General features: G+C 42.3%; 13 protein-coding genes. All 13 read left to right on the top strand.

The features are described from left to right. The first annotated feature begins 1 nt into the window (after position 1). The 13 genes from leuS to DQN48_RS05240 all read left to right on the top strand — a co-directional run bounded on the left by leuS (position 2) and on the right by DQN48_RS05240 (position 16,301). Positions 2–2,422 (top strand): leucine--tRNA ligase, encoded by a 2,421-nt coding sequence (leuS, locus tag DQN48_RS05300; protein WP_013023334.1) that lies wholly within the window; start codon positions 2–4, stop codon positions 2,420–2,422. After that, positions 2,419–2,922, top strand: a complete 504-nt coding sequence (gene lptE, locus DQN48_RS05295; RefSeq protein ID WP_013023333.1) for an LPS assembly lipoprotein LptE — start codon at positions 2,419–2,421, stop codon at positions 2,920–2,922. The genes leuS and lptE overlap by 4 nt, the downstream gene beginning before the upstream one ends. Next, on the top strand, positions 2,922–3,995 hold the full coding sequence (locus DQN48_RS05290) for a GGDEF domain-containing protein (protein WP_013023332.1): 1,074 nt from the start codon (positions 2,922–2,924) through the stop codon (positions 3,993–3,995). Before lptE ends, DQN48_RS05290 begins: the two co-directional genes overlap by 1 nt. Beyond that, complete coding sequence (locus tag DQN48_RS05285; protein WP_041913360.1) at positions 3,992–5,185, top strand: Mur ligase family protein; 1,194 nt, start codon at positions 3,992–3,994, stop codon at positions 5,183–5,185. Before DQN48_RS05290 ends, DQN48_RS05285 begins: the two co-directional genes overlap by 4 nt. Next, a complete protein-coding gene (locus DQN48_RS05280) occupies positions 5,175–6,098 on the top strand; it encodes a M23 family metallopeptidase (protein ID WP_013023330.1) in 924 nt (307 codons plus the stop codon). Before DQN48_RS05285 ends, DQN48_RS05280 begins: the two co-directional genes overlap by 11 nt. Further along, positions 6,095–7,036 carry a M23 family metallopeptidase gene (locus DQN48_RS05275; protein ID WP_013023329.1) on the top strand — a complete coding sequence of 314 codons (942 nt, stop codon included), beginning with the start codon at positions 6,095–6,097 and terminating at the stop codon, positions 7,034–7,036. Before DQN48_RS05280 ends, DQN48_RS05275 begins: the two co-directional genes overlap by 4 nt. Next, positions 6,949–7,335 (top strand): bactofilin family protein, encoded by a 387-nt coding sequence (locus tag DQN48_RS05270; RefSeq protein WP_041913164.1) that lies wholly within the window; start codon positions 6,949–6,951, stop codon positions 7,333–7,335. Before DQN48_RS05275 ends, DQN48_RS05270 begins: the two co-directional genes overlap by 88 nt. Next, positions 7,332–10,310: a transcription-repair coupling factor gene (gene mfd, locus DQN48_RS05265; RefSeq protein WP_041913163.1), complete on the top strand. Its 2,979-nt coding sequence runs from the start codon at positions 7,332–7,334 to the stop codon at positions 10,308–10,310. Before DQN48_RS05270 ends, mfd begins: the two co-directional genes overlap by 4 nt. An 82-nt stretch (positions 10,311–10,392) precedes the next feature. After that, entirely contained in the window at positions 10,393–11,346 is a 954-nt protein-coding gene (gene argF / locus DQN48_RS05260; protein WP_013023326.1) for an ornithine carbamoyltransferase, read from the top strand. Beyond that, a complete protein-coding gene (locus tag DQN48_RS05255) occupies positions 11,316–11,753 on the top strand; it encodes a DUF2603 domain-containing protein (RefSeq protein ID WP_013023325.1) in 438 nt (145 codons plus the stop codon). Before argF ends, DQN48_RS05255 begins: the two co-directional genes overlap by 31 nt. Continuing rightward, positions 11,750–13,123, top strand: a complete 1,374-nt coding sequence (hemN, locus tag DQN48_RS05250; RefSeq protein WP_013023324.1) for an oxygen-independent coproporphyrinogen III oxidase — start codon at positions 11,750–11,752, stop codon at positions 13,121–13,123. The genes DQN48_RS05255 and hemN overlap by 4 nt, the downstream gene beginning before the upstream one ends. Further along, positions 13,123–14,505: a (Fe-S)-binding protein gene (locus DQN48_RS05245; protein WP_013023323.1), complete on the top strand. Its 1,383-nt coding sequence runs from the start codon at positions 13,123–13,125 to the stop codon at positions 14,503–14,505. Before hemN ends, DQN48_RS05245 begins: the two co-directional genes overlap by 1 nt. A gap of 128 nt (positions 14,506–14,633) precedes the next feature. Then, the gene (locus DQN48_RS05240) at positions 14,634–16,301 is read left to right on the top strand and encodes an OmpP1/FadL family transporter (RefSeq protein ID WP_081441314.1); all 1,668 of its coding nucleotides are present in this window, start codon (positions 14,634–14,636) and stop codon (positions 16,299–16,301) included. Positions 16,302–16,303: the final 2 nt, after the last annotated feature.

The raw sequence follows: 16,303 nt of genomic DNA, 5'->3' as shown, positions 1-16,303 counted from the left end.
CATGGAATATCAAGCACAAAAAATTGAAGCAAAGTGGCAGGAATATTGGCAGGCACATGGTTCCTTTGAGCCCTTGGATGACACCACGCTTCCCAAAAAATATATCTTGAGCATGTTTCCCTATCCTAGTGGTGCCCTTCATATGGGACATGTGCGCAATTATTGCATTGGTGATGCAATGGCGCGCCATTACCGCAAGCAAGGTTTTAATGTCCTGCATCCCATTGGCTTTGATGCTTTTGGCATGCCTGCAGAAAATGCAGCAATCAAGCATGGTGCCCATCCCAAAGAATGGACTTATTCTAATATAGAGGCTATGCATAAAGAATTCAAATCCCTAGGATTTTCTTTTTCTAGGGAGCGTAGTTTTGCTACCTGCGATCCTCTTTATACCAAATGGGAGCAGGAATTTTTTATTGACATGTGGCAAAAGGGCTTGGTGTATCGCAAAAAGGCATTTTTGAACTGGTGTCCTAAGGATCAAACCGTTTTGGCAAATGAGCAGGTGGTCGATGGGAAATGTTGGCGCTGTGACACAGAGATCATCCAAAAAGAAATGGTCCAATACTACATCAAGATTACAGATTATGCAGAGGAGCTTTTGGCGGATTTGGATAAATTAGAGGGAAAATGGCCCAATGCCGTGCTTACTATGCAGCGTAATTGGATTGGAAAATCCCTGGGGTTAGAATTTGCGCTTTTGCTAGAAAAGCCGCTAGGGGAAATGCTGGCCCTAGAGGTTTTTACCACAAGACCAGATACGATTTATGGGGTGACTTATTGCGCCATCGCTCCAGAACATCCCCTTGTTGCGGGCATTTTTGATCAGTTAGAGTCACAAAAACAGCAAAAGATTAAAGACATGCAAAAAATGGGTGCTAGAGCACGTGCGATGGGGGAAAAAGAGGGGGTGGATCTGGGGATATTTGTGCTCCATCCTCTTACAAAGAAAAAAATCCCTGTATGGGTGGCAAATTTTGTATTGATGGATTATGGTAGCGGGGCGGTGATGGGCGTCCCTGCGCATGATGAGCGGGATTTTGCATTTGCCAAAAAATACGCTCTTCCCATCAAGCAGGTATTAAAGGCAGAGAAGCTTCCTTTTTGTGAAGAGGGTGAGCTTATTCATAGCGAGAGTTTTGATGGACTGCATGGCACACAAGCCAAAGAGAAAATTATTTCTTATTTTGAGAGTAAGCATCTAGGAAAAAAAGTGATGCATTTTCGCTTAAAAGATTGGGGGATATCGCGTCAACGCTACTGGGGGGCACCCATTCCACTGCTGCATTGTGAGAAGTGTGGCATAGAACCTCAAAGCAAAGAGAAGCTTCCCATCACTCTGCCTGATGATGTTGTAATTAATGGTGAGGGAAATCCACTGGATAAACACAAAACCTGGCAGGTAGATATTTGCCCCAAATGTGGGGGAGCTGCGCGCAGGGAAACAGATACCATGGATACCTTTTTTCAATCCAGCTGGTATTTTTTGCGCTATACCACACCGCGATCTTTGTGGGTTCAATGCGCCTTTGATGAAAAGAGCACAGGGTATTGGTTGGAGGTGGATGAATACATTGGTGGAGTGGAGCATGCAATCTTGCATTTGCTTTATGCGCGGTTTTTTACCAAAGTCTTGAGAGACCTGGGCTATATTCATTTTGATGAGCCTTTTTCCAATCTCTTGACTCAGGGCATGGTTTTAAAAGAGGGAAGAAAGATGAGCAAATCTTTGGGTAATGTCATAGAGCCCCATGCCATCATCCAAAAATACGGCTCAGACACCGCAAGATTGTTCGTACTCTTTGCTGCGCCTCCTGCAAAAGAATTGGAATGGATTGATGGTGGTGTGGAGGGTGCTTATCGCTTCATTCGCAAATTTTATGAAAAATCCCAGATTCTTAGTCCGCTGCAGAAAAAACCCCAAATCCAGACCCAAAATCTCTCAGAACCAGAGAGACTTGCACGCAAAAAAGTCTATGAAGCCCTGCAAAAATCCCAAGACATTTTTAGCAAAAAGCAACCTGGATTTGCCTTTAATACCCTTATTGCTGCTTGTATGGAGGCATTTAATGCACTCAGTGTGCAGGAAAATCTTATGATTTGGAGTGAGGGATATTATATTTTGAGCAATGTTTTAGAACCAATGATCCCTCATGTCTGCTGGGAAATTTCGCAAAAATATTTTGACTTTGGCAATTTCACTGCATTGGAGCTGGATGAGGATGCGCTAAGAAGTGAGAGTGTGGTGATGGTCATCACTGTGAATGGTAAAAGACGTGGCCAGATTCAAGTCTCTCCCAATGCGAGCAAGGATGAGATTTTAGATCTTGCTAGAGAGAATGCGCAGAAATATTTGGAGGGAGTGGCGATTATCAAAGAAGTCGTCGTGCCCAATAAATTGGTAAATTTTGTGACAAAATGAATTTTTTTGCAATTGCCTTTGTCCTGCTATCTTTTTTCTTGAGTGGCTGTGGTTACCAACCCATTGCGCATTATGCAAAAAAAGCATTGGGGGATTCTATTTTTGTGAATCTCAAAATGAATCTTGCAAACCCGGAGAATTCTATAGAGATCAAGGATATGGTCAATCGCGCCATCATAGCCAAATTCCAAAATCGCCTCGCTAGCAGGGATGAGGCTAGCACGACTTTGACTGTGGAGCTGCAAAATGTCACAGATACCTCCATTGCTACCAATACCGATGGTTTCACTACTTTTTATCGCGTCAATATTCAGATTGCTTTTCTTTACAAAAACCACCTTGGCAAGGAGGGAGATTTTGTAAATTCTGCATATTTTGATTATGCCGTATCCCTAGAAGATCCCCTCATCACCTATATGAATCGCCTAGATGCCATCAGGCAGGCCAGCCTGCAGTGTATCGATAGATTTTTGACGCAGATCGCACATGAAGGAAAGTGATGCCGCTAAAAGCAAGATTAAAAGAGATTTTCTTTGCCCTGCAGGAGCAGGATTTCTCAAATATCGATGAAGAGGTGGAATATTTTTTTGGCGTATTGGCAGAGCAGCATCTCAGATTGGTCGATGAGCTTGATCCCACTCCCACTAATACAGCGCTGCGACCTGTGCCAAAGCCTCAAATCTTCCAAAAGCTTTCCCATCTCTTGCAAGATTGCAAAGAAGACAAAAAAAGCTCACAAGATATTCTTTTGGAGTTGGAGAATCTCTATTATGCCAGGGAGGAAAAGCAGACAGATTTGCTGCTAGGCCAAGATTATTTCATCTCCACGATCAAGGAAATCCAAGAGATTCTAGACACATGCTCTGAGGAGATTTTGCAATTTCATGAAATCTGCCAGCAGCTTTTGAGCCGGAATAAGAGTCTTGTTGAGCAGGAAAATCAAGCAGAATTCTTGCATGTGGTCCATCATTTTTATCAAAACCTCTCCTTGTTTGATCAGTTTTTTTATAACAAAGAAGTCCATATTAGTAGCTTGCATGAGCGATTGCATCGGACAGAAAAGATGCTCAAGCAGATGGAGCAAAAAATCAGAATGGATACATTGACAAGAATTTATAGGCGCTCTTATTTAGAGCAATTGCTGTGCTATTGCGAATCGCGATTCAAAGATTATGGGGAGAATTATTCGATTTTATTTTTTGATATTGATGGATTTAAATTCATCAATGATGCCTATGGGCATTCGGCTGGAGATGCACTGCTTGTGCAATTTGCCAGGGTGCTAAAATCCAATTCTCGAACTTCAGACATGGTGGGTCGCTATGGGGGAGATGAATTTTTGATTCTCATGCCAAAGGCTAGCGTATCCATTGCCAAAGAAGTTGCACTAAGGATTTGTAAAGTCGTTGCAGGGCAGGAATTCCTTTGCCAGGATGTAAAAATCACAGTTTCTACAAGCATTGGCGTGGTGGATCGCTTGGGATTTGCAAGCAAAGAGCAAATGCTACATCGAGTAGATTCCCTGCTTTATGAAGCCAAGAAAAATGGCAGGAATCAGGTGCGATGGGAATGAGTTTTTCTGCTTTTTTGGAGCAAAAGGGAGGGGAGTATGCAGGCTTTGATCCCAATCGTGCAAAAAGGCTCTATAAGCAGCTTTCTGCAAACCTCTCCCTCCCTCCCCATGCCATCCAAATCCTTGGCACCAATGGAAAGGGCAGCACGGGGAGATTTTTAGCACAAGCCTTGCAATCTGCTGGCAAAAGCACGCTGCATTTTACCTCACCCCATCTCCTAGATATCAGCGAGCGCTTTTACAAAAATGGCGCCTGTGTTTGCCATGAGGCACTTGATGCTGCGCAAGAATTTTTACAAGGGTTTGACTTCCTGCAGGAGGCGAGCTATTTTGAATATGTCACATTTGCTGCGCTTTTCCTTGCTCAAGATGTGGAGTATCTCATCATGGAGGCGGGAATTGGTGGGGAGTTTGATGCCACTTCTTGCCTGGATTATGAGCTCAATATTTTTACATCCATCAGCACAGATCACCAAGAGCTTTTAGGGGAAAGTATCGCAGAAATTGCTGCTACAAAGCTGCGTGCGATGGGGAGGCGTGCATTACTAGCAAAGCAAAATCACAAAGAAGTGTTAAGCATTGCCAAAGAGATTGCTACGCAAAAAAACGCAGAATTATTTTTGGCTGAGTCTTGTGATTGGGATTTTTTGGATTCTTTTTCCCTTGCAAATCCCTCTGCTGCTGATGTGATGGCCGTGACTCATCAAACCACATCCCAAAACTTTACCACTCCTCCCCTTGTGTCTTTTTTGCGAGAAAATCTCCATACAGCATGCTGTGCATTGAGGCTTCTTGGGTTTGCTCCTCCTAATTTTCCCATGCAACTGGATCTGCGCGCAAGATTTGAAAAAATCGCTCCTAATATCATCCTAGATGTGGGGCATAATGAGGATGCAAGCCTGCAGATTGCACAAATCCTGCGGGGAGAGAAAATCCATCTCATCTACAATTCCTATGCCCAAAAAAATGTGCGTCCCATCCTTTTGAATCTGCGTGAGAATATTGAGCTTTTAGAGATTTTGCCCATCAAACATCCCAGGATTTTGCAGCAAAGCATTTTAGAAGAAATTTTAAAAGAGCTAGAAATTCCCTATCAGATTTTTGCAAAAATCCTCCCGCAAAAAAACTATCTTGTTTTTGGATCTTTTAGTGTGGTGGAGGCATTTTTGCGGGGTGGTTATGCAAAATAAACTTGTCATTACCATCGTGGATGAAAGGGGATCTAGGCAGTTTCAAGTCCATAAACACATCAAAAAAATCATTTTTTTTGGCGTGTTAGGACTTTTGGCTTCCCTCATTGGAGCGTTTTTTTCCCTGCGCTTTTTGATGAAGAGCATTGAAAATGTTGCAATGGAGCAAAATATCGCGATTTCTGAATATCTCTACATCTATCAGCAAAATGAAAATCTCAAAGACCAGATTCAGAAAAAAACCAATGAGCTTGATGTCATCCATCAAAAAATTGGAGATTTAGAAACCATCATTGATACACAAAAAAATAATCAAAAGCCCCATCATCAATTTGATGACATCGATCTAGAAAATCTAAGCCCCTCCCAAAAGCAGATGATTTTGAATCTGGTTCCAAATGGCGATCCCATTATTGAGTATGAAGACAGGCAGAGGGCCTTTTCTCCTGAGGGCAAAAGAGCCAAAAAACAAAAGCAGCCCCTAGGTATTTCCTATACGCTTGCTTTGAAAACCCCAATTTATGCCACATCAGATGGCGTGGTGGAAAGCATTCGTACGGGCTATAAAAAGGGATTTGGCAATTATGTGAGACTCAATCATTCCTTTGGTTTTAGTTCCTTGTATGCGCATTTGGAGAATGTGGTATTAAAGCGTGGGCAATTTGTCAAAAAGGGTACTTTGATTGGATATGCACCCATGAGTACCAAGGAGCAAAATCCTGCATTGTATTATGAAGTATCCTTTGTAGGAAAGGCCCTAGATAGCGAGCTTTATACACAGTGGAGCGAAAAAAATTTTAATGAAGTTTTGCTTCAGGATAAAAATATTGATTGGAAAAGCTTGGTGTGGGTGATTAAGGATATTTTGAGACTTCAAGACCATCAAAATCATCATGGTGAAAAAAGTCTATGAATCATAGAAGATTGGTATTGATGATCACAGATCACAGGGGAAGTTATTGCATGAATGTCAGCATGCTTTTTAAGCAAATTGCCCTATATGCAGTGCTTGTGCTTTTGGCGTTGATGGTCTTTAGTATCGTTGCAATCAGTGTGGCGCGTACAGAGATTAAAGACATTGATGAAAAAAAAGCAATCCTGCATCAAGAATTCAAAAAAACCATGAAGATTAATGCCTCTCTTAATCACCAAATCCATCAGCGTTTGGAGGAGATGAATATTGCTGGAGATAGAATTGATGATTTAGAGGACATTATTGGGGTTTCAAAACCCGAGGATGCTGTAATACAGGGGAGTTTTTTGGATCGAATTGATGTGGCAAATATCACAGGCACACAAAAGGCCTTTATTATGAAATTCATCCCCAATGGTTTCCCCTTAGATCAGTATGTGAGAATTTCTGCGAGTTTTGGTTCGCGCATCCATCCCATTTTTCATATTTTGCATCATCATTCTGGCATGGATTTTAGCACAAAGACTAATACCCCAATTTATGCCACAGCTGATGGTGTCGTAGAATTTGGGGCATTGGGATGGAATGGCGGGTATGGGAATTTGGTAAGAATCGCGCATTCTTTTGGGTTCAAAACTTATTATGCGCATCTCAATTCCATTTTGGTGCATAAATACCAGTTTGTCAAAAAGGGTCAGATTATTGCTTATAGCGGCAATACAGGAGCATCCACAGGGTCGCATCTGCATTATGAAGTGCGATTTTTAAACACTCCAATAAATCCCTATAATTTTGCGAAATGGAATATGAAAAACTTTGATTTTATCTTTGAAAAGGAAAGGATCGTAGCATGGCAATCTTTACTAGCGCTAATCAGCAATCTAATGCTCCTATCAAGGCAGGAGCTGCAACCATTATCGCACAGGGGACAAAAGTAAAGGGCGAGATTGAGATTTCTTGTCATTTGCATATTGATGGAGAATTTGAGGGAAATATCCATTCCAAAAACACTGTGATGATTGGCAAAAGCGGGCATGTTCATGGGAATATTGTCTCACAAAAACTCATTGTGAGTGGAAAATTTGAAGGTATAGCAGAGAGTGAGGTGGTGGAAATCTTACCCATGGGCAAGATTGAGGGAAAGGTAATTACTCCGGAATTTGTCATTGAGCGCAAGGGCATTTTCATTGGTGAGAGCAAGATCACCTTGAAGGAAAATGAGAAGCAAGGAAAATAATGCAAGCAAATCTCTATGCACATCTCACAAAAAAGCAACCCCCTCAGATTCTTGTTGTAGAAGATGATAAAGAAGCCCAAAGCGCATTCCATCTTGCAGAGTATTGCTATGAAAAAGGAATTTTGACAAAAAAACCTCTAGTGCTGCCAGATTTTCGTGCCAAAAAGGGGGAGGATCTAAGGAGTTTTCAAGAGGAATTTTTGGACTTATTGGTAGGCTTGCGCGAATTTTATGCACAAGATTGCTTTTTGATTGCTCCTCTTTCTAGCGTGCTCTACCCCCTTCCCAAAAAGGAATTGTTAGAGCCCTTTGTGATCTCCAAAGAAGAGCCCTTGGATGTGCGCGATCTCAAAGAAAAATTGGTTCATTTTGGCTATGAGGTCGTGGAGATTGTCGAGATGGATGGGGAGGTGAGTTTTCGCGGGGATATTCTTGATATTGCCATCCCGCAAGACAAGAGCTATCGCTTGAGTTTTTTTGACATAGAATGTGAGAGCATCAGGGAATTTGATGTGCAAAGCCAAAAAAGCAAAACCCTAGAGCTAGAGAGTCTTAGCATTCCTCCAGCGGTGTTTCATCTCTCCAAAGAGCAATATGAAAGGATGATAGAAGAAATTGCAGGTCTTGATACAGATAGTTTTTATAAAGATATTTTTTCTCTAGGATTTTGGTGTTTGGGGGATCTTGGATGGGAGCCATTGAGGCAGATGCATACAATTTTAAGCCCCAATGCAAAAAACTCCCTCACAGAGGTTTTTGATTTTGTGAGCGATAGTCCCTATGGCAAGGAATTTTTCTTGCAATTGCCAAGCTTGCAGGAGCAAAAAGATTATGCAGACATTCGCATAGAAGCCAAGAATTTGGAGTATTTTTTGGATTTGAATGCAGACAAACCCATCACGATTCTTGTGCCAACACAGATGTTAAAAGAGCAATTTGAAGCAAGGCAAATCCATGCAGAAATCTCTAGTCTTGTGGTAAATATTTCCACACCTGATTGTTTTATCATTTCCCTTAATCAAATCCAAAAAAGCAGAAAAAAACAAAAGCCACGCATTGCCATCAATGAACTAAATGTAGGGGAATATGTGGTGCATATTCAATATGGTATCGGGGTGTTTGGTGGGATAGAGCAGGCAAAGATCTTGGGGGCAGTTAGGGATTTTATTCGCATTGATTACCAGGGAGGGGATTCTTTGCTTTTGCCAGTGGAAAATCTCAATCTCATCGATCGTTATGTAGCTGGATCTAGTGGTGTGCCCATGATGGATAGGCTTGGCAAGGGCAGCTTTGCAAAACTTAAAGAAAAAATCAAAAAAAAGCTCTTTGAAATTGCAGATTCTATCATCTCTTTGGCAGCGCGTCGTAAGCTTATTGAAGGCAAAAAAATTGACACCACTCTGCCTGAGATTTTGTTTTTTAAAGAACAAGCAGGCTTTGTTCTTACAGAGGATCAAGAGAGGTGTATCCAAGAGATTTTTGCAGACATGTCAAGTGGTCAGGTGATGGATAGGCTATTAAGCGGAGATGTTGGGTTTGGCAAAACAGAGGTGGCGATGAATGCCATTTATGCAGCGTGTCAAAATGGCTTTCAGGCTTTAATGATTGTTCCTACTACCTTATTGGCTCTGCAGCATTATCACACCTTGAAAGAACGCCTCAAGGGTCTTAGAGTCGCGAGGCTGGATCGATTTGTGAGCGCAAGGTCAAAAAAGGGCATATTACAGGGGTTGTTAGAGGGGAAGATTGATGTGGTGGTAGGGACGCATAGCCTGCTTGGAGTTGGCTTTAAGAATCTAGGACTTATTGTAATTGATGAAGAGCATAAATTTGGCGTGAAACAAAAAGAGGCGATAAAATCTTTGAGCAAAGATGTGCATTTGCTAAGCATGTCTGCTACCCCCATTCCGCGTACATTAAATATGGCACTTTCGCAAATCAAGGGAATGAGTTCTTTGCTCACTCCTCCAAGTGAGCGCCAAAGCACCAAAACTTTTGTCAAGGAAAAAAGCGCCTCTTTGATTAAAGAGGTGATTTTGCGGGAATTGCGCCGCAATGGACAGGTTTTTTATATCCATAACAATATTGCAAATATCCCCATGATTGAGCGCGAACTCAAGGCATTACTGCCTCAGCTAGAAATTGCCCTCCTGCATTCTCAGATTGATTCTAAGACTACAGAGGAAATTCTGCTTTCTTTTGCGGAGAAAAAAACCCATCTTTTGCTTTGTACTTCCATCGTGGAATCTGGCATCCATCTTCCCAATGCCAATACTATTATTGTTGATGGTGCAGATCATTTTGGGTTGGCAGACTTGCACCAATTACGCGGAAGAGTGGGAAGAGGAGATAGAGAGGGGTTTTGCTACTATCTTATTGATGATAGGGAATCTATCACGCAAGAAGCCACCAAGCGCCTTTTAGCACTGGAGAAAAATTCTTTTTTGGGTAGTGGTGCGATGATTGCTTATCAGGATTTAGAGATTAGAGGCGGGGGAAATTTGCTAGGAGAGGCCCAAAGTGGGCATATCAAAAACATCGGTTATAATCTCTATCTCAAGATGTTAGAGGATGCGATTTATCAATTAAGCAGCAACAAGGAGCAGATAGAAGAGAGGGATGTGGAGCTCAAACTCCAAGTCTCTGCCTATCTTGATTCTCATCTCATTTCTAGTGATACCCTGCGCCTAGAGCTTTATCGGCGCCTATCTCTTTGCAAGGACAAGGAATGTGTCTATGCCATTGAAGGGGAGATTGCCGATCGCTTTGGTGAACTTGATTTTTATACAAAGCAATTTTTGAAGCTGATTTTGATTAAGATCCTAGCAAGGGGGCTTGGGATTACACAAATCTCTAATTTCAAAAAAAGCATTACGCTTTTTTTTGGTGATGGGAATAAGAAATTTTTGCAGGCAGATGAGGAGGAGCAGATTTTAGATGAGATTTTAAAATTTTTGCATAAATCCCGGGCCTAGGGGAGAATTTTTAAAATTACACAAGGGATTAAGGGATTTTTTGTAGAATCAAGATTATTTTTTATTTTTAGGGTTTGTGACGATGAGACATTTTTTGACTTTAAGGGACTATGAGAGATCAGAAATTATTGAGATTCTCAAGCTTGCCATTGCAATCAAAAAAGACCATAAAGCAGGAAAAATCAGTGACCTGATGCATAGAAAAACCCTAGGAATGATTTTTGAGAAAAACTCCACTCGCACCCGCGTGGGTTTTGAGACAGGCATCTATCAGCTAGGGGGCATGGGGATCTTTCTCTCCAACAAAGACATCCAGCTAAGTCGCGGAGAGAGTATTGCAGATACTGCAAGGGTGATTAGCTCCATGGTGGATATGGTGATGATTCGGACTTTTGAACATGAGCGCTTGGAGGAATTTGCTAAATATTCCTATGTCCCATTGATTAATGGCCTTAGTGATCTCTATCATCCCCTTCAAGTGATGGCAGATTATCTCACTATGATAGAGTGTGGCATTTTTAACAAAGGTAGCTTTGAGGATTTTGCTCATAAGCAAGATCCTAGAGTGGTGTATATTGGCGATGGCAATAATATGACACATTCCTGGCTTGTACTTGCAGCAAAAATGGGTTTTGAACTCCATATTGCTTGCCCCAAGGAATATCTCCCTAATTCTGAGGTGCTAGAGTTTGCAAAATCTATCAGCACGCATAAGATCAAAATTTTTGAAGATCCGCGTGAGGCCATCAAAGATTGCAATGTGGTGGTCACAGATACTTGGATTTCTATGGGGCAGGAGGAAGAAAAAGAGGCACGCAAAAGAGCTTTTAGAGAGTATTGCATCGATGCCTCCATAATGGCCCTAGCGGATAAAGAAGCCATTTTCTTGCATTGTCTGCCAGCATATCGTGGACAAGAGGTGAGTGCAGAGGTATTGGAAGGTAAGCAGAGTAGAGTATTTCAAGAAGCGGAAAATCGCTTACATGTGCAAAAAGGAATTATGGTATGGCTAGAACAAAGCAAAAAAAAATCATAGAATTTTTTGGATCCAATAATCAGGCTTTTTTGCAAAGCATTGATTCCCAAACCAAACAGCTCCATCTTCATAGCGGGGAATTTTCCAAAAATGAGCCATGGATCTTGAATGATGAAAAAAATGAAAAATACATTGTGCTGCCTCAAAAGGTCCTGCGTAACATGATTTCACTCATTAGGCGCGCTCATGAAGATCGCTTGCGCGTGGAGTTAGAGCGCGATCTCATCAGTCTCACTCCTGTGGACTTTGATGATGCCATGAGTGTGGCAATGAGCAAGATAGAATCCCTGCGCCAAGAAGATGGGAGTCTTCCAAGCATTGATAGCATGAAGATTGCGCAAGAAATCAAAAAAGAACATCCCAATTTATTTATGAATTTTGAAGCTTATAGTGGAGGACTTTCATGATTGATTTTAAAAAATTTTCTTCTTATTCAAAATCTGGGCCGCGCTATACAAGCTATCCCACTGCGGTGGAATTTCATCAAAAATTTCAACACAATGATTTGAGGGATTCTTTTTTGCGCAATGACAAGCACAAGGATCTGCCCCTATCGCTTTATGTGCATTTGCCCTTTTGTCGAAGTGCATGCTATTTTTGTGCCTGCAATGTGATCTATACCAATAGCGAAGAAAAAAAGGTGCGCTATCTTACGTATTTGCGCAAGGAATTGGAGCTTATCAGACAGAGCATGGATACCAAAAGAGAGGTGGTGCAATTGCATTTTGGTGGGGGCACTCCTACGTATTTTAGCGCCAAGCAATTAGAAGAGGTGATTGCTATGATTCGCGAGGTATTTGTGAATTTTTCCAGCGATGCTGAGGTGAGCTGTGAGATTGATCCTAGGCATTTTACAGAGGATCAGATGATTGTGCTAAAAAACGGAGGCTTTAATCGTGTGAGTTTTGGAGTGCAGGATTTTGATGAGAGGGTGCAAGCAGCAGTCAATCGCTTTCAAAGCATGGAATTGATGCAAGAAGTGGTAGAAATTGCGCGCAAGCATGGGATTACCTCCATCAATTTTGACTTGATTTATGGACTGCCCCATCAAAGTCTCTCCCGCTTCCAAGAGACTTTGCAGAAGGCAGTGAGCCTGGGGCCAGATCGATTTGCGATTTTTAATTATGCGCATGTGCCATGGATGAAGCGCACTATGGGGAATATTGATGAGAAGACGTTGCCAAGCGCTGAGGAGAAGTTAAAGATCCTCAAGCATACCATCAAGTTTTTGGAGAATTGGGGTTATAAGATGATTGGGATGGATCATTTTGCCCGCATGGAAGATGAGCTCTATTTGGCTAGCAAAAAAGGTGAGCTTAGACGCAATTTCCAAGGATATACTACGCGAGGATTTTCCCAGACCATTGGCATAGGATTGACTTCTATTGGCGAGGGAGTGGATTATTATACGCAAAATTATAAAGATATGCATTCCTATGAAAGTGCATTGGATAGGGGGATGCTGCCAGTGGAGCGGGGCATCGTGCTAGGCTTTGATGATATATTGCGTAAAGAAGTGATTATGGAGCTTATGAATAATTCAAGGCTGTACTTTCAGAGGATTGAAGAAAAATTCTTTATTGATTTTGGAGAATATTTTGCCAAGGAGCTTTTAGCATTGCAGGAATTGGTGCGGGATGATTTATTAGAGGTCAATAGCCAGGGAATTTTTGTAAATCCCACAGGGAGCATGCTAATCCGCAATATCGCGATGTGCTTTGATGCATATTTAGAAAAAATTCCTCTTGAAGAGAGACGTTTTTCTAAAACTGTGTGATGCAAAAAATCCCCTCTGCTTGTGTAAAATGCGCCAAATGCATCCAAGCATGCACCACCTACCAAGTCCATCGCGATGAGGTGCATTCTCCTCGGGGTTTTTTGGAGTTGATTGAGGGAGTAGAAATCAGCAACAAGGCAGGCGCTGCGCTGCAGTCTTGTTTTTTATGTGCACATTGTGTGAGCGCCTGTCCTTTGGGGCTGCCAGTGGATTTTGCCATCATGCAGGCACGATCTCGCCAAAAAAAGGGAGTCTTTGAGCGTTTTTATTATTTTTTGCTGCGTCATCGTTTTTTGATGAATGTGGTATTTTCTGTGATGGCATGCATCCCTGCATGCGCCTTCAAAAGCAAGGAGATAGGTGTGTTGTTTAAGCTCCCCTTTTCTCATCGCTCCTTTTTGTCCCGTCACAAAAATCTGCCTAGGGGGCAAAAAAGCAGCACTGGCACAAACTCTGCCAATGTCTATAGCCCCGCAAATCCCCTAGCACCCATCAAACTCATAGGCCCTCTAGACCCTAGGAAAATGAGTTTTTCACCCCGAAATCCCTCAAATCTTCCAGCGTCCAAAGAGCCACTAGCGCCACTAAATCTCACAAAGCCTCTAGAGCCAGAAAAGCTAGGGAATAAGGGGCAAAAAAGGCGTGTGGCAATTTTTATTGGTTGCTTGGCAAATTATAATTATCCTAGCACTGGGGAGGCTTTGCTAAAGATCTTGGATGCTCTAAAAATAGAGGCAATTCTACCCCGCCAGGAGTGTTGCGCTGCGCCTGCGCTTTTTGGTGGGGATATGCAAACCACACTTTTGTTGATCAAAAAAAATATTGAGTATTTTGAGGATTTCATCGATGATGTGGAGGCAATCTTGGTGCCAGAGGCCACGTGTGCAGCAGTGATGTGTGAGAATTGGAGGCAGGTTTTGCTGCTTTATGAGCAAAAAGAATGGCAGGATCGCTGGGAGAGGATTGCTCCAAAAATCATGCTAAGCACGGTGTTTTTTGAAAAACACACAGAGCTCTCTTCTTTGCTAAAATCCAAGCCCAAGAAAGAAGCCCTGCTCACCTATCATGATCCCTGCCATGCCTGCCATGTGCTAAAAAGCAAAGAAGAGCCCCGCAGGCTTTTAAAACAAAACTTCGCTATGCAAGAGCTTGGAGATTCTCAAAAATGCTGTGGTTTTGGGGGAGTGGGCATCCAGCTTAACAATCCGAAAATAACAAGAGCGGTGGGAAAACAAAAAATCTCTCACATCGTTGCTAGTGGCGCAAATGTAGTGAGCGCAGAGTGCAGCGCTTGCAGGATTCAAATTGATGCATTGCTCAAAGAAGAGGACCTTCCCATCGTATTTGCCCATCCCTTGGAGCTGATTGCTCAAAATTTATAAAAATCCAAAAATGAGGGTAAAAATTAAGGATTTTGCTTTGTTGTGAGATTTTTTAAGCAATTTGACTATAATTAGCACTTTAGTAGCTGAGGTGATTGTTGAAAAAGAAGATTTCATTTTTATTGACCATGGGCCTACTATCTGCAAGCGGATTCAAGGTCCAGGAACAATCTTTGAATGGTACAGCGCTAAACTCTGCCTATGTCGCAGGGGCTAGGGGTGCGGATGCTAGTTTTTACAATCCTGCGAATATGGGATTTGTCAATGACTGGGGAGAAAACAAGAGTGAATTTGAGCTCGCAGTTTCTCTCCTCCAGATTCCAGCATTCAAATTCCATGTCCCCTCTACAAATCAAGGACTGTATTCTGTCACCAAAATCGCATATACTCCCCAAATGGAGAAATTATTAGGCTTGGCCAATACATTTAAGCCCCTTGTCAATGCTTTTGGGGGGAGTATCCCAGAAGTCCCAAGGACAGTAAATGTCCTAAGTGCTGAGCCCTATTCTCAGGTCGTATCTGGATATACGGGTGTGACCAATTTCATCCTGCCAAAGTTTTTTTACAAATCTAGAACCAAAAATGGCTTCACCTTTGGGGCGGATTTTGTGGCAAGTTCGGGTCTTGCGATGAATTGGAAGGGTCAGGGTGGAGAGTTTTTGCAGGATGTATTCATTATGATGGTGGAGTTTTCTCCCTCAATGAGTTATACGGTGGGAGATCGATTCTCTATTGGCGTGGGTCCTAGGATCATGTATGCCATGGGAAGCTTTAATAACGTAGTCTATGTCCCCATGCAGTGGAATGGCCAAAAACCCGCTAGTGCGCCTTCGACTTGTACAGATCCTAGAAATTCCTGCATGGCGCTCACAGGCGCGGATATGGATTCCATTGGAATCAATCACATTCCCTCTCAATTGATGAGTCCAGCACAAAAGAAAATGCTCCAAGAGTTGATTGACCCTAGCTCAGCAATGCATAATGCCGTGAAATTTTTTGGATTTGGAGATTATAGAAATCTAGCAGACATTATTAAAACCTCAACAACCACTATGTATGGCACCACAAAGGTCTATCAAAGATCCCAGGGCAAGGCTCTCTCTGTGGGGTATCGCCTGGCTGCGAGTCTGCGGGTGTTTGAAAATGGAATGTTTTCTGTGGTTTTTAATTCCTCTGTGCCCTTTAATATGAAGGGTTCGCTAGAGGCCACGAGTTATGTGGGTGGGGCGATGGGAAATGTATTGACAAAGACTAATCTCAATATCGCAGTGAATATGCCCCAAATCCTGACCCTTGCTTATGCGCATGAATTTTTTCACCACAAACTAAGAATAGAGGGGGTGTATGAGCGCACTTTTTGGGAAAAGGGTCCAAATTTCCGAGTCACTCCCAATTTTGCAAATGCCAATTACACGGGCTATGGTGGGTTGGTGCAATATTTCAGCTCAGAACAACTTAAGGGAATGGTGGGCCTGGCAAATTTTTCTGGAGTGAGTAATATGGGTGCGGGCTGGAGGGATACTAATACCTTTCGTCTAGGTGTGACCTATCAAGATAGGAATTTTCGTCTCATGGGTGGGGTTGCTTATGATCAATCCCCTGCACCCCAAGACAAAATCGGAATCCCAGACTCAGATGGGCTTATGTTTGCCCTGGGAGGGAAGTATAAATTCAGGGATTTTGTTTTGGGTGCGGCTTATTCTGTCACATTCAAAAATAATGTCATGACTCTCTACCAATCCCCAAATTTTGGTCAATTTCGAATTTTTACAGCAACCATAGAATATCATTGGTAGGG

Source organism: Helicobacter mustelae, assembly GCF_900476215.1.
Lineage (GTDB): Bacteria > Campylobacterota > Campylobacteria > Campylobacterales > Helicobacteraceae > Helicobacter_H > Helicobacter_H mustelae.
The sequence above is the reverse complement of the archived record's forward strand: the minus strand, read 5'-3'. Positions and strand labels throughout refer to the sequence as shown.